We start from the raw sequence: 13,327 nt of genomic DNA, 5'->3' as shown, positions 1-13,327 counted from the left end.
GCAACACACTTCCCCGTGTCAGTATTTAATGAGTAGCCAGTGAGTCTTCCGGCAAGCACCTGCTTGCCGGAGCCGTATCAAGCAACACCGAGGTGGGTTTCGAGAATCGATGGGTTATCTTTTAACCCCTGAGAATCACCGCTATAGATCACTTCACCTTTGACCAGTAGCAAGTGTTTTTCAGCGATATCGAGTAAATTATCGATATTTTTATCGACAATAATGGTTGAAATACCGGTCGCCTTAATGTCACGGATGATCTTCCAAATCTCATCACGGATCAGCGGAGCGAGACCTTCGGTCGCCTCATCAAGGATCATAAGATCCGGGTTTGTGGTCAGCGCACGGCCAATGGATAGCATCTGCTGCTCACCGCCTGATAGGAAAGAACCATCGTGATTGATACGTTGCCCTAACCGCGGGAACGTATCTAAGACGCGCTCATATGTCCAAGGGGTCTCTCCACGCGCGTTAGGACGTGCAGCCATAATAAGGTGCTCACGCACGCTGATGCCTGGAAAAATACCGCGTCCTTCCGGCACGTAACCGATGCCTTGTCGAATCAGTTGCCAAGGCCGTCGCTTGGTTGCAGAGACACCCTTGATAAAGACCTCTCCCCGTCGTGGCGGCACAAAGCCAAGAATCGACTTCAGCGTAGTGGTCTTGCCCATGCCGTTACGTCCCAACAGACTCAGCGTCTCGCCGGGCATCAGGGTCAAATCTACGCCATGTAAAATGTGGCTCTCACCGTAGTAAGTATGCAGTCCGCGCGCCTCTACCAAGGGAGTAGTCGTGTTTTCTACGCTCATGCGGTTGCCCCTTTATCATGACGCCCCAAGTAGACATCGCGTACCTGTTCGCTAGTGCGTATTTGTTCAGTCGGGCCGCTTTCCAAGACGCAGCCATCAACCATGACGGTGATACGATCAGCCAGTCGGAACACCGAGTCCATATCGTGCTCAATCAAAACCAAGGTGTAGCGGTCCGTAAGGCTCGCGAGCAATTCGGTTACCTGGACGGTTTCCTCGCGCCCCATACCTGCCATCGGCTCATCGAGTAGCATCAGCGACGGTTCCGTCGCCAGCACCATAGCGATCTGTAGTTGCCGCTGTTCGCCATAGCTCATATCTGCTGCCGTCGTATAAGCACGGTGAGTCAATTGGCAAGTTTCCAACACCTCAATAGCGCGCTCACTGACCGCCCGCGACCGCTGCCGCGAGCGCCAACTGCCAAACACCCCACCCATATGAATACGCGCGGCCAGCTCGCAGTTCTGCAAGCAGTTGAGGCGCGGGAAGATATTGGTCTTCTGATGGCTGCGACCGATACCCATACGCGCAATGTGTCGAGCGCTTTTTCCCTGGATAGGGTCGCCGTGATAGAGCACCTGCCCTTCAGAAGGAGGAATCTCTCCGGAGAGCAGGTTAATCAGCGTGCTTTTACCCGCGCCATTAGGTCCCAAAATGGCGTGTATTTCATTGGATTTAACATCAAAATCAACGTCGTTGACTGCTACTAAACCACCGAAGCGGCGGGTTAAACCATGGGTGGCTAATACAATTTCATCGCGCATTGCTCAGTCCTCCTTACTCTGTGTGACGGGTTGAGTGGAGACGGCTGCAGACGCATTTTCTGTTTCGAGCGCTTCAGCATTCATGGGGCGCTTGCGCTGCCAGGGCGGTGCAATAATCAAACCAGCAATACCGCGTGGCAGCACTAATACGGCCACAATGATGGTTAGCCCCATCAGTATTGGCCAGTGAGTGGTGGCATGTTCATAGAGATAAAGCAGAATTTCATAGGCAAAGGCACCTAAAATGGGGCCAAAGATCGTTCCCATTCCGCCTAAAATCAGCATCATTAATACTTCGCCAGAAGTGTGCCAGCCAAGCTGTGCCGGATTCGCAAAGCCGTACTGCATTGCCGCTAGCATACCGGCAATCCCCGCCATTACCCCGGCGATGACAAAGGCGATTAGCTTGTAGCCGTGGGTGGCATAACCTAGGGCTTGCATACGGTGTTCGTTGTCATGGATACCGTCGAGCACCTGCCCAAAGTAGGAGCGGGTCAGCCAGCGTAGAAAGACATACCCAATGAACAGCATCCCTAAACAGAAGTAGAAGAAGCTATAAGGATTATCTAGATCTACTAACGTGTTCTCACCAACAGTGACGCTTGGTCGGAACATGATGAATACACCATCAGTCCCCCCCGCAAATTGAGAGGTGCTAATGAAGTAATAAAGCATCTGCCCAAACGCCAAGGTGGTCATGATGAAGAAAATTCCATTGGTGCGAATGACCAGTAGCCCCACCAGTAAAGCGGCAAGAGCCGAAACGCCCATTACGAGGGGAAGCATCCACCACATTGATGCTGGGCTAAAATCTGGGCTAGCCAATGCCAGCGTATAAGCACCAATCCCAAAGAACAGCGCGTGCCCTAAACTCACTAGACCAATCATGCCAACGAGTAAATCCAGGCTCATCGCGAACAGCGCCAAAATCAGTATCAGCGTCAGTTTTTCTAAATAAAAATCAGCTTTACTGCCAAATACCGCTTCTCCCCAAAGAGGAAATAGCGCTACGAGAGCCGTTAAAGCCAACATAATGAAAGCAACACGCTTGGGGTATCTATGTAACATTTCTCATTCTCCTCAAGCGAACAAGCCGCGTGGCTTAACCAACAAAACGGCGGCCATGATCAGATAGATCACCATACTGGCAAGACTTGGAATCAGCACCGAGCCAAAAGTGGTGGCCATACCAATAAGAATGGCGCCCCAGAAAGCCCCTTTTATAGAACCAATACCGCCGATGACCACGACCACAAAACAAGTAATGAGGATGCTATCGCCCATACCCGGCGCGATGGACGTAAGCGGTGCGGCGATCATTCCAGCGAAGGCAGTAAGCGCTACCCCAACGCTGAAGATAAGCGTAAAGAGGGTTCTTACATTGATCCCCAAACCTTCCACCATGTCACGATTCACTGCCCCAGCACGGATGATGATGCCTAGGCGCGTATGGCGAATAACCCAATAAATCACGCCTGCTAATGCTAAGCAGACACCCATTACAAAAAGCCGGTAGACCGAATACTGAAGGTTATCGGTCAGTTGAATGCTGGAATCAAATGGCGCGGGAACTGGAATACGGTGCACATCGCCACCCCAGATAATTCTCTGCGCTTCGTTGAGCACTAAAATCAGCCCAAACGTCAGCAATACCTGATATAAATGATCGCGCTTGTAAAGAGTATCGAGAAACAAGCGCTCAATAATGAGCCCTAGCGCAATTGCGATGGGAATGGCCACCAGAATGGCAAGCCAGAAGTTGCCCAACCGTAGAGTTAGGTCATAAACCAAATAAGCCCCGATCATATACATGGCACCATGGGCAAGATTAATAATCCCCATAATGCCGAAGATCAGCGTCAAACCGCTGGCAATCAAAAAAAGTAGCAGGCCGTACTGCAGGCCGTTAAGGAGCTGTACGCTGAAAAATGCGAGATCCATGAGACCCCTCCGAGAATCAGAGTGAGGAGCGGGCTAGATACCCGCCCCATAGTGCATAAAGATGCCGTTACATCTGGCAGGCTTCATCGGGTACTTCTAGGTTCTCGGAAGCGATGCTGACGACTTCATGCTTGCCGTCGCGAATCTCTCGCAGATAAACATTTTGGACGGGATGGTGGGAATCAGAGAAGCTTAAAGGCCCACGCGGGCTTTCCAATTGGACATTGGCTAATACATCTATCAAGCGTTGTTGGTCTGACGTATCGCCACCCAGTACAGAGAGTGCTTGAACCAGCATCATGCCCGTGTCGTAACCTTGTACAGCGTAGGTGTCAGGGGTTTCTCCGTAGGCATTCTCGTAGGCTGACACGAAGGACTGATTGGCGTCGTTTTCGAGGGTCTCTGCATAGTGCAGCGTGGTCATCACGCCCTCACCTGCATCGCCCAGGGCTGTTAAATTCCCCTCGGTAAGGAAGCCAGAACCAAGCAGAGGGATGCTCTCTTTAAGGCCTGCTGCAGCATAATCCCTTACGAAGCTCACCCCGCCGCCGCCCGCAAAGAAGGTGTAGACCGCGTCTGGTTCTAAACTGGCAATTTGTGTCAAATAGCTCTGGAACTCAGTGCTAGGAAATGGCACTAAAATTTGCTCGACAATTTCACCACCTTCAGCGGTAAATGCCTCCTCAAAACCAGTGAGGTCTTCCTTACCACCGGCGTAATCCCAAGTAATGGTCACGATCTTACGATGGCCTTGATCGTAAGCCACTTTGCCCATTGGGTAGCTGTCTTGCCACATGCTAAACGAGGTGCGGAAGACATTCGGCATGCACAGCTCATTCGTCGCAGCGCCTAGCCCCGCATTGGGAATAATGGTAATCGCACCGGTCTGTTTAGCCACTCGCAGCATGCCCATGGCAACACCTGAGTGTACGGGCCCAATGACGAAATCGACATCGTCGCCATTGACCAAACGACTCATATTTTGTGGGGCTTTAGAGGGATCAGCTTCTGAATCGAGTTGGATGTACTCCACATCGCGGCCACCCAACTGACCACCCTCTTCCTCAATGGCTAGTTTCAAGCCATTCGTAATGGCTTCACCAAGAGCTGTGTAGGTACCTGAATAGGGAAGCATCAAGCCAAGTTTCACCGGATCTTCATTGGCGACGACACTTCCTGCTGTCAGCATGGCAGTGGCACTAAGGAGCGTGGCTAAGGAGGCCTTTTTAAATGTTTTCATTATATTTTCACCAGAGTTCAGTTGTTATGAGGTTGTTTTGGCTACATTTACAGCAGGAAGCGACATCCCTGTCTTATCTGTCTTATCTCTATCGATTACACGTGATAAACATCAATGACCTGATGGATATAGTCGTTATTCAACTGCACAACTTTCCGCGTGATCTGCGGGGCCTCGCCCGACACGTCCAGCGTGTAAAAAGCTGCGCCAAAGTAGCTGTAGGTCGTCTTGTAGACGTGCCCCAAAGTATGCCAATTGAAGCGTAGCTCTACCGTGTCACCCTCTTCCTTCAGCACCTCGATGTTGCTGATCTGGTGCGTGGTGCGCGGCTCCGGCAGGGTGGCGCTGCTGCGCTCGGTCTTGATCCGATAGACTCGGTCTTCAAGCCCCTCACGATTCGGGTAGTAGATCAGCGAAAGCTCAGACTGCGGATTTTCGGTCAGCCGGTCGTCGTCATCCCAGGCGGGCATCCAGAACTCGACTTGTGGGTGGTAGCAGGCGAGCCACTCGTCCCACTGGCGCTCATCCAGCAGGCGCGCTTCGCGGTACAGAAAGGTCTGGATATCCTGGTAACTGATGCTCATGGCGGTTCTCCCCTTAGGCGGTCGCGGTGGCGATAAATTGGCTGCGCTCTTTGTCGATGGCGCGCAGCATTTCGTCGACCCAGTGCTTGTGGTGCAGCACGTAGAGGCCTTCGTCTTCCGGCGAGGCGCCACTGAGCAGGGGCTTCATGTCGATCGCTTGGGCGTTTTCATCGGCGCCCTCAATCCATTGCTTGGCCCCGCGGGAGAGGTCGTTCCATTCGGCCAGCGCACCGTTATAACCGTCCTGGCAGCTGCGGAATTCTTCTAGATCGTCCGGCGTTCCCATGCCCGAGACGTTGAAGAAGTCCTCGTACTGGCGGATACGCAGCGTGCGGTTTTCCGCCGATTCGCCTTTGGGGGCGAAGCAGTAGATGGTGATTTCACTCTTGTCCACGGAAATCGGGCGCACTACTCGAATTTGCGTGGAGAACTGGTCCATCAGGTAGACGTTGGGGTAGAGGCAGAGGTTGCGCGTTTGGTTGACGATGGAGTCGGCGCGGGCTTCCCCCAGCTGTTCTTGGATCCAGTCCTTATGTTGATAGACCGGGCGCACCTCGGGATTGAGCAGCCGGGTCCACAGCAACATGTGGCCGTTTTCGTAGGAGTAGAAGCCGCCTTGGCTCTTCGACCAGCCGTCGGCGTCCACTGCCTGGGTACCGCCCGCCTCGTAGTTGCGGCGCTCCATGGTGGAGGCGTAGTTCCAGTGCACCGAGCTGACGTGGTAGCCGTCGGCGCCGTTCTCGGCCCCCAGCTTCCAGTTGCCGTTGAAGGTGTAGGAGGAGGTGCCGCGCAGGAGTTCCAGGCCTTCGGGGGCTTGGTCGACGATATTGTCGATGATCTTGGTGGTCTCGCCCAGGTGCTCTTCCAGCGGTAGCACGTCCTCGCTCAGGCTGCCGAACAGGAAACCCTTGTAGTTTTCGAAGCGTGGTACGCGCTTGAGGTCGTGGGAGCCGTCCTGCCTGAAACCGTCCGGGTAGGCACCGGCTTTCTCGTTCTTGGCTTTGAGCAGTCTGCCGTCGTTCTTGAAGGTCCAGCCGTGGAAGGGGCAGGTGAAGGTGCCCTTGTTGCCCCGCTTCTTGCGGCACAGGGTCGCGCCACGGTGGGCACAGGCGTTAATCAACGCGTGCAGCTCGCCGGCCTTGTCGCGGGTGATCACCACCGGCTGACGCCCCATGGTGACCGTGTAGTAGTCACCCGGCTCGGCGATCTGGCTCTCGTGGGCCAGGAACAGCCAGTTGCCTTCGAAGACGTGCTTCATTTCTAATTCGAAGAAGGCGGGATCGGTGAACATGCTGCGGTGGCAGCGGAAGATGCCCTGGGCGGGGTCGTCTTGGACGGCGCCGCGCACGCGGGCCTCGAGCTGATCAAGCTGCGTGGTCATGATCTCTCTCCTCAACTAGGGGCTTTAAACCTTGGCGGTTCCAGCGAGCTGGCTGGCCAGATCCTGCTCGTCTTCTTTGGCCCGTGGGCGGGCGTGACGGACTTGCAGCTCGGCGGCGTCGGTTTGGGCGAGCTCCACATCGAATACCACGTGGGAGAACGGGCCCTCCAGGTCGCGCTTGGCGATCTCGGCCGGGTCTTCGATCCGTTCAGCAGGCACCACCAGCTCTTCGCGGGTGGCGAAGGCGAAGTCATCAAAGGTGTAGGGATCGCCCGCCAGGTTGATCTGGGTGGTCAGGTGCTGGTGGCCCGGGGCGGAGACGAAGTAGTGGATGTGCGCCGGACGCCAGCCATGGCGGCCCAGGGACTTGAGCACCACGTCGGTGGGGGCGCCTTCGGGTACGCCGTAGCCGGAGGGGATGATGCTGCGCGCGGTGTAGCGCCCTTCGCTGTCCGCATAGATGGTGCGGCGCATGTTGTACTCGCTCTGGGTCTGGTCGAAGAACGAGTAGCCACCCTTGGAGTTGCAGTGCCAGATCTCGACCTTGGCGCCGGCGATCGGGGTGCCATCGATGTCACGCACCTGGCCGGTCAGCCACATCACCTCGGCATCGGGATCACTGCCATCGTCCATGCGCGCAAAGCCTTCGGCTTCTGGGGCACCCGCCACGTAGAGCGGGCCTTCAATGGTGCGCGGCGTACCGCCAGTGCGCTTGGCTTCGGCGTCAATGGCGTCTTGGCGCATATCGAGGAAGTGGTCAAAGCCCAGCCCTGGAGAAAGCAGGCCGAACTGGGTCTGGCTGCCCAGGGCATTGAGCAGGTTGACACCGGCCCAGTACTCTTCCTCGGTGACATCGAAATCGTCGATCAGCTTGAACAGGTCGCCGATCAGGCGATGCACGATCTGCTTGGCGCGGTCATTGCCGCCGGCCTGGTCGAAGCCGGCGACGGTTTTGATGAAAGCCTGGACTTCGGGCGTGTCGAATATCTTCACGGTCATGGTGTAACCCTATTGTTGATTTTTTGTCGTTGTCTTGGTGCCCGGCGATAGCGCTAATACGTTCAAAAGGGAAATTGGAATACGTCTACCTTGGGCCTAAAGACGACGGTTGTTGTTGTGTTCATCGTCAATATCGTTCAGTTCGCGCCCACCCGACCAATATCGTTTGAGTTCTCCTCCATACTTCAGAGGTATCTCGAACACATCGTGTTTTGTCTTAATGCTAAATAATAATCAACACGAAAAAACGACTAACTATATAGTTTAAAAGAGAGTTTTTAGAAACAGCATAACAAGCTTGATAACAATCACCTGTCAGGATGACCTTCAGCATGCCTACCCAACAGATATAGCGTCTTTCACGGGGGCACAATGTCGATCGGTTCTGCCTCAAATCGGAGCCAATAGTTTTTCACTTGCGACAAAAGGATAAAGAGGTGCTGTATAGGTGAGACGCACAAAAAAGACCCGCACTGCAAAAGCAGGTACGGGCCAAGAGGATAACCATTTTACAATTACAGAGACTGGTAGCTTCAGCTGCTTTTCTTGGCAGCCTCACGAGTGAAGATGAATTCAAAATCTTTGGTTTCAAAGATTGCCGAGACGACAACGCCCAACACTAATGCCCAGAACGTAGCGCCTATACCCAGAATCTGGATACCTGATGCGGCGATCAAAAAAGCGAACAATGCCCCTATTTCATGCTTTTTACCGGCAAAGGCAATGGCCATCGACGAGGTAATCACGCGCATTAGTGCCAACCCAGCGACAATGGCGATAAAGTAACGCGGCGTAGCCTCCAACAGGCTGACCACATAGCCGTAAAAAGGCGCGGCGACAACAAAGATAGCCCCAGCGATCACGGCGGCTACCCAGCGCTTGTCGTGATCTCCCGCTTCTGGCGAAGCGCACACACCGGTCATCGGTGCCGCAATGCATGTACTGTGCAGGTTGAAGAACGCCGACACCATGGTGCCTACCCCGCCTACGGCGGTAATCGCGTTAGCCGGCGCATCTTTGTAGCCCATTCCCTTCACTAAGCCTACACCCGCTGGCGTTTCCATCCCCACCAAGATGATCGCAAGCGGTAAGCCGTACGTTAGGAAGGCACCTAAAGTGAATTCTGGGACAATGAACTCGGGGAAGCGAATCGTTGCCTCGATACCTGACAGGTCAACACCAGTTGCCATCAGATAAAGATTTCCCGCCAACATCGCCACAATGAGTGGCGGAATCTTACGAAACAGTCGGGCGGAAATGAAGAAAGCCAGAATCATGATGGAGGCCGGCACAACAGCACTCTCCAGCGGTTTCACCATGTTGAGACCAAAACTAAGCAACATACCGCCTACCATCCCCATGACAATCGGCATGGGGATTAAGCGCATCACGATACCCATAACGCCAGTCACGCCAGCGATCAAAGTAATAGCACCCGCTATCAGGCTCGCCCCTAGTGCTGCCTCCAGTCCTACCACCGGAATGACCGCAGCGAACATCAGTGCACCAGGTATGGAGTTAGCCATAGGCAGCGGCAATCGGTAATAAGCCGGCATGAAAACCCCAAACAGGCCGTTGATCATCAAGTAGCTGATCACCCATATCATAATAAAGGAGGAGTCGAGGCCAGCAGAAGTGCCAGCACTAATGTGCACTACCCCGACGCTGAGCCCTAAGATTCCCGCGACTAAGCCCGTACTGGCATTGTCGGCGTTGAGGTCACGCAGGAAATCGCGGGGCGCACGCCTTAGGCTGACGCCTTTCTCAATATGTTTCACGGCATTCTCCAGGGGTATTGTGCTTAGAGTAATAAGAAAATGATGTTGTTATAGTTATCTGTCTCTAACTAAACAGCCTGCTGTTAGCCGAGATCGCCACCTGCTACGGGCAGTACGCTACCAGTGACGTAACTAGCCTCATCGGAAGCTAAGAACAAAATAGGCGCGACCATTTCGTCTAGCGTGCCATAGCGACTCATCAAGCAGCTCTGCTTGGTCTGATCGATATGTGCCTGAAACCACGCCTTTTCTGTCTCGTTACTCGGCGTCGGCGTGCCTCGCGAAATACGTCGTGGCGGTGCTTCGGTGCCACCGGGTGCCGTGGCGACAACGCGAATACCGTGCTCGGCGTACTCAAACGCTAGTGACGCGGTCAACGCATTGATACCGCCCTTCGCCGCCGAATAAGGAATACGGTGAATACCCCGCGTCGCCGCTGAAGATACATTAACAATCACACCACCACCCTGCTCAACCATGGTTGGCAGCGCCGCACGACAGCACCATAACGTGGGCATCAACGAACGATTGATCTCTGCCGCAATTTGCGCTTCGGTAAATTCAGTAAACGGCTTGAAGTTAATCGCGCCGCCTACGTTGTTGACCAGAATATCGATACGCCCAAATTGGCTAAGTGCCACCTGCATGACTTTTTCAGCGCCTTCCCACGTCTCCAGGTCGGCTTGTACCGCAATCACTTCGCTCCCCTGTTTGCTGATCTCTGCCACAACCGCGTGAATTTCATCGGCGCGATCCACCAGAACCAGGCGCGCACCTTCAGCGGCTGCACGCTCAGCAACCCGCTGCCCAATCCCTTGAGCAGCACCGGTGACCACCATTACCCGGTCTTGAAAACGGGGGCCGTCAAAACGGTGATAGCTCATGAACCCTCTCCCACTTGGTTAGGGGTGAACTTCTCATAGTGGAAGCTCTGCGGCTCAATGCCTTCAGCATCGAAGTACTTCAGCACGGCATCAACCATGGGGGGCGGGCCACACAGGTAAACATCCACATCGCCGTTATGCATTACTTCGGCGTCCATGTGATGCGTTACATACCCCTTACGCGCGTGATCGCTAGCCTCATCGACCACGACGGTGGCGTAGGTGAAGCTAGGCAACTTCTCGGCGAAGGCATCTAACGCGTCGGTTTTGACCAGGTGATCATCTTTATTGGCGCCGTAAATCATATGGATCGGTGCGTCACAGCCCTTCTCGGCCAATTGCGCCAACATGGAGAGGAACGGAGCCAGCCCCGTGCCGCCAGCCAGCATCAGCACCGGACGTGTGACTTCGCGCAAGTAGAAGCTGCCCAGCGGGCCGGTCAGCGTGAGTTTTTCACCCGCTGCCGCACGCTCGGTCAAGTAGCCACTCATTACCCCGTTGGGAATGTTGCGGATCAAAAAAGTGGCGCGCTTATCGCCTGGCAGTGAGCTGAAGGAGTAGGAGCGGTGTACCTCGGTACCGGGTACGTCAATATGGATATATTGACCCGGTAAAAAGGCAAGCCCTTCCTCATCATCCAGTTCAACCGCTAGCTCAATACTATCCTCGGAGAGCTGTTCGACGGCAGCTACCGTGCCCTCAACCTTGCCTACCTGTGTTTTACACAGCGTGGATGCCACTGGCACTTGGATAACGCAGTCGGTAGACGGCACCATCTGGCAGGTCAGCACCATGCCCTCGGCGGCCTCTTCATCGGAAAGGGCTTCATCGATATACTCGTCGCCCATATCGAACTCGCCCTGCTCGCAGTGGCCCTTGCAAGTGCCACACACACCGTCAGAGCAATCCATAGGCAAGTTAACCTTTTGCCGGTAAGCAGCATCGAGAACTGTCTCACCTTCTTTACAGCCGATAAAGCGGGTGACGCCATCCTCGAAATTGAGGGCAATGGTATAGCTCATGATCGAATCTCCTTCCACACCGGGTTAGATGTGATAAATATCAATAACCTGGTGGATATAGTCGTTATTCAACTGCACAACTTTCCGCGTGATCTGCGGGGCCTCGCCCGACACGTCCAGCGTGTAAAAAGCTGCGCCAAAGTAGCTGTAGGTCGTCTTGTAGACGTGCCCCAAAGTATGCCAATTGAAGCGTAGCTCTACCGTGTCACCCTCTTCCTTCAGCACCTCGATGTTGCTGATCTGGTGCGTGGTGCGCGGCTCCGGCAGGGTGGCGCTGCTGCGCTCGGTCTTGATCCGATAGACTCGGTCTTCAAGCCCCTCACGATTCGGGTAGTAGATCAGCGAAAGCTCAGACTGCGGATTTTCGGTCAGCCGGTCGTCGTCATCCCAGGCGGGCATCCAGAACTCGACTTGTGGGTGGTAGCAGGCGAGCCACTCGTCCCACTGGCGCTCATCCAGCAGGCGCGCTTCGCGGTACAGAAAGGTCTGGATATCCTGGTAACTGATGCTCATGGCGGTTCTCCCCTTAGGCGGTCGCGGTGGCGATAAATTGGCTGCGCTCTTTGTCGATGGCGCGCAGCATTTCGTCGACCCAGTGCTTGTGGTGCAGCACGTAGAGGCCTTCGTCTTCCGGCGAGGCGCCACTGAGCAGGGGCTTCATGTCGATCGCTTGGGCGTTTTCATCGGCGCCCTCAATCCATTGCTTGGCCCCGCGGGAGAGGTCGTTCCATTCGGCCAGCGCACCGTTATAACCGTCCTGGCAGCTGCGGAATTCTTCTAGATCGTCCGGCGTTCCCATGCCCGAGACGTTGAAGAAGTCCTCGTACTGGCGGATACGCAGCGTGCGGTTTTCCGCCGATTCGCCTTTGGGGGCGAAGCAGTAGATGGTGATTTCACTCTTGTCCACGGAAATCGGGCGCACTACTCGAATTTGCGTGGAGAACTGGTCCATCAGGTAGACGTTGGGGTAGAGGCAGAGGTTGCGCGTTTGGTTGACGATGGAGTCGGCGCGGGCTTCCCCCAGCTGTTCTTGGATCCAGTCCTTATGTTGATAGACCGGGCGCACCTCGGGATTGAGCAGCCGGGTCCACAGCAACATGTGGCCGTTTTCGTAGGAGTAGAAGCCGCCTTGGCTCTTCGACCAGCCGTCGGCGTCCACTGCCTGGGTACCGCCCGCCTCGTAGTTGCGGCGCTCCATGGTGGAGGCGTAGTTCCAGTGCACCGAGCTGACGTGGTAGCCGTCGGCGCCGTTCTCGGCCCCCAGCTTCCAGTTGCCGTTGAAGGTGTAGGAGGAGGTGCCGCGCAGGAGTTCCAGGCCTTCGGGGGCTTGGTCGACGATATTGTCGATGATCTTGGTGGTCTCGCCCAGGTGCTCTTCCAGCGGTAGCACGTCCTCGCTCAGGCTGCCGAACAGGAAACCCTTGTAGTTTTCGAAGCGTGGTACGCGCTTGAGGTCGTGGGAGCCGTCCTTCCTGAAACCGTCCGGGTAGGCACCGGCTTTCTCGTTCTTGGCTTTGAGCAGTCTGCCGTCGTTCTTGAAGGTCCAGCCGTGGAAGGGGCAGGTGAAGGTGCCCTTGTTGCCCCGCTTCTTACGGCACAGCGTGGCGCCACGGTGGGCACAGGCGTTAATCAACGCGTGCAGCTCACCGGCCTTGTCGCGGGTGATCACCACCGGCTGACGCCCCATGGTGACCGTGTAGTAGTCACCCGGCTCGGCGATCTGGCTCTCGTGGGCCAGGAACAGCCAGTTGCCTTCGAAGACGTGCTTCATTTCTAATTCGAAGAAGGCGGGATCGGTGAACATGCTGCGGTGGCAGCGGAAGATACCCTGGGCGGGGTCATCTTGGACGGCGCCGCGGACGCGGGCTTCGAGCTGATCAAGTGTCGTGGTCATGATCTCTCTCCTCAAATACTTAGGCATAACC

13 protein-coding genes are annotated in these 13,327 nt (G+C 55.2%); all 13 read right to left on the bottom strand.

Going from position 1 to position 13,327, the window contains the following annotated elements; translation table 11 throughout:
* Nucleotides 1–77: 77 nt before the first annotated feature.
* The 13 genes from ACQE2I_RS08655 to ACQE2I_RS08595 all read right to left on the bottom strand — a co-directional run bounded on the left by ACQE2I_RS08655 (nucleotide 78) and on the right by ACQE2I_RS08595 (nucleotide 13,296).
* Nucleotides 78–809: an ABC transporter ATP-binding protein gene (locus tag ACQE2I_RS08655; RefSeq protein WP_427031229.1), complete on the bottom strand. Its 732-nt coding sequence runs from the start codon at nucleotides 807–809 to the stop codon at nucleotides 78–80.
* Entirely contained in the window at nucleotides 806–1,573 is a 768-nt protein-coding gene (locus ACQE2I_RS08650) for an ABC transporter ATP-binding protein (RefSeq protein ID WP_427031227.1), read from the bottom strand. The genes ACQE2I_RS08655 and ACQE2I_RS08650 overlap by 4 nt, the downstream gene beginning before the upstream one ends.
* Nucleotides 1,574–1,576: 3 nt before the next feature.
* Nucleotides 1,577–2,641 (bottom strand): branched-chain amino acid ABC transporter permease, encoded by a 1,065-nt coding sequence (locus ACQE2I_RS08645; protein WP_427031226.1) that lies wholly within the window; start codon nucleotides 2,639–2,641, stop codon nucleotides 1,577–1,579.
* Nucleotides 2,642–2,653: 12 nt separating this feature from the next.
* Complete coding sequence (locus tag ACQE2I_RS08640; RefSeq protein WP_427031224.1) at nucleotides 2,654–3,514, bottom strand: branched-chain amino acid ABC transporter permease; 861 nt, start codon at nucleotides 3,512–3,514, stop codon at nucleotides 2,654–2,656.
* Nucleotides 3,515–3,581: 67 nt separating this feature from the next.
* A complete protein-coding gene (locus ACQE2I_RS08635) occupies nucleotides 3,582–4,754 on the bottom strand; it encodes an ABC transporter substrate-binding protein (RefSeq protein ID WP_427031223.1) in 1,173 nt (390 codons plus the stop codon).
* 95 nt (nucleotides 4,755–4,849) lie between these two features.
* A complete protein-coding gene (gene benB / locus ACQE2I_RS08630; protein WP_427031222.1) occupies nucleotides 4,850–5,338 on the bottom strand; it encodes a benzoate 1,2-dioxygenase small subunit in 489 nt (162 codons plus the stop codon).
* A gap of 13 nt (nucleotides 5,339–5,351) precedes the next feature.
* Nucleotides 5,352–6,719, bottom strand: coding sequence for a Rieske 2Fe-2S domain-containing protein (locus ACQE2I_RS08625; RefSeq protein WP_427031220.1), 1,368 nt, complete (start codon nucleotides 6,717–6,719; stop codon nucleotides 5,352–5,354).
* Between the two features lie 24 nt (nucleotides 6,720–6,743).
* Entirely contained in the window at nucleotides 6,744–7,718 is a 975-nt protein-coding gene (gene catA, locus ACQE2I_RS08620; protein WP_427031214.1) for a catechol 1,2-dioxygenase, read from the bottom strand.
* A gap of 533 nt (nucleotides 7,719–8,251) precedes the next feature.
* The gene (locus ACQE2I_RS08615) at nucleotides 8,252–9,496 is read right to left on the bottom strand and encodes a benzoate/H(+) symporter BenE family transporter (RefSeq protein WP_427031219.1); all 1,245 of its coding nucleotides are present in this window, start codon (nucleotides 9,494–9,496) and stop codon (nucleotides 8,252–8,254) included.
* An 83-nt stretch (nucleotides 9,497–9,579) separates the two neighbouring features.
* Nucleotides 9,580–10,380, bottom strand: coding sequence for a benzoate diol dehydrogenase BenD (gene benD / locus ACQE2I_RS08610; protein ID WP_427031218.1), 801 nt, complete (start codon nucleotides 10,378–10,380; stop codon nucleotides 9,580–9,582).
* A complete protein-coding gene (gene benC, locus ACQE2I_RS08605) occupies nucleotides 10,377–11,402 on the bottom strand; it encodes a benzoate 1,2-dioxygenase electron transfer component BenC (protein WP_427031217.1) in 1,026 nt (341 codons plus the stop codon). Before benC ends, benD begins: the two co-directional genes overlap by 4 nt.
* 24 nt (nucleotides 11,403–11,426) lie before the next feature.
* Nucleotides 11,427–11,915: a benzoate 1,2-dioxygenase small subunit gene (gene benB / locus ACQE2I_RS08600; RefSeq protein ID WP_427031216.1), complete on the bottom strand. Its 489-nt coding sequence runs from the start codon at nucleotides 11,913–11,915 to the stop codon at nucleotides 11,427–11,429.
* A gap of 13 nt (nucleotides 11,916–11,928) precedes the next feature.
* The gene (locus ACQE2I_RS08595; protein ID WP_427031215.1) at nucleotides 11,929–13,296 is read right to left on the bottom strand and encodes a Rieske 2Fe-2S domain-containing protein; all 1,368 of its coding nucleotides are present in this window, start codon (nucleotides 13,294–13,296) and stop codon (nucleotides 11,929–11,931) included.
* Between the last annotated feature and the right edge of the window lie 31 nt (nucleotides 13,297–13,327).

The organism is Halomonas sp. H2 (genome assembly GCF_050215315.1).
In the GTDB taxonomy this organism is placed as follows: Bacteria; Pseudomonadota; Gammaproteobacteria; order Pseudomonadales; family Halomonadaceae; genus Vreelandella.
This window is presented reverse-complemented; position numbering and strand designations above follow the sequence as displayed.

Excerpts from the sequence above, each read along its gene's own strand:
- ACQE2I_RS08655 (WP_427031229.1), bottom strand. The coding sequence starts at position 809 with ATGAGCGTAGAAAACACGACTACTCCCTTGGTAGAGGCGCGCGGACTG.
- ACQE2I_RS08650 (WP_427031227.1), bottom strand. The coding sequence starts at position 1,573 with ATGCGCGATGAAATTGTATTAGCCACCCATGGTTTAACCCGCCGCTTC.
- ACQE2I_RS08645 (WP_427031226.1), bottom strand. The coding sequence starts at position 2,641 with ATGTTACATAGATACCCCAAGCGTGTTGCTTTCATTATGTTGGCTTTA.
- ACQE2I_RS08640 (WP_427031224.1), bottom strand. The coding sequence starts at position 3,514 with ATGGATCTCGCATTTTTCAGCGTACAGCTCCTTAACGGCCTGCAGTAC.
- ACQE2I_RS08635 (WP_427031223.1), bottom strand. The coding sequence starts at position 4,754 with ATGAAAACATTTAAAAAGGCCTCCTTAGCCACGCTCCTTAGTGCCACT.
- benB (WP_427031222.1), bottom strand. The coding sequence starts at position 5,338 with ATGAGCATCAGTTACCAGGATATCCAGACCTTTCTGTACCGCGAAGCG.
- ACQE2I_RS08625 (WP_427031220.1), bottom strand. The coding sequence starts at position 6,719 with ATGACCACGCAGCTTGATCAGCTCGAGGCCCGCGTGCGCGGCGCCGTC.
- catA (WP_427031214.1), bottom strand. The coding sequence starts at position 7,718 with ATGACCGTGAAGATATTCGACACGCCCGAAGTCCAGGCTTTCATCAAA.
- benD (WP_427031218.1), bottom strand. The coding sequence starts at position 10,380 with ATGAGCTATCACCGTTTTGACGGCCCCCGTTTTCAAGACCGGGTAATG.
- benC (WP_427031217.1), bottom strand. The coding sequence starts at position 11,402 with ATGAGCTATACCATTGCCCTCAATTTCGAGGATGGCGTCACCCGCTTT.
- benB (WP_427031216.1), bottom strand. The coding sequence starts at position 11,915 with ATGAGCATCAGTTACCAGGATATCCAGACCTTTCTGTACCGCGAAGCG.
- ACQE2I_RS08595 (WP_427031215.1), bottom strand. The coding sequence starts at position 13,296 with ATGACCACGACACTTGATCAGCTCGAAGCCCGCGTCCGCGGCGCCGTC.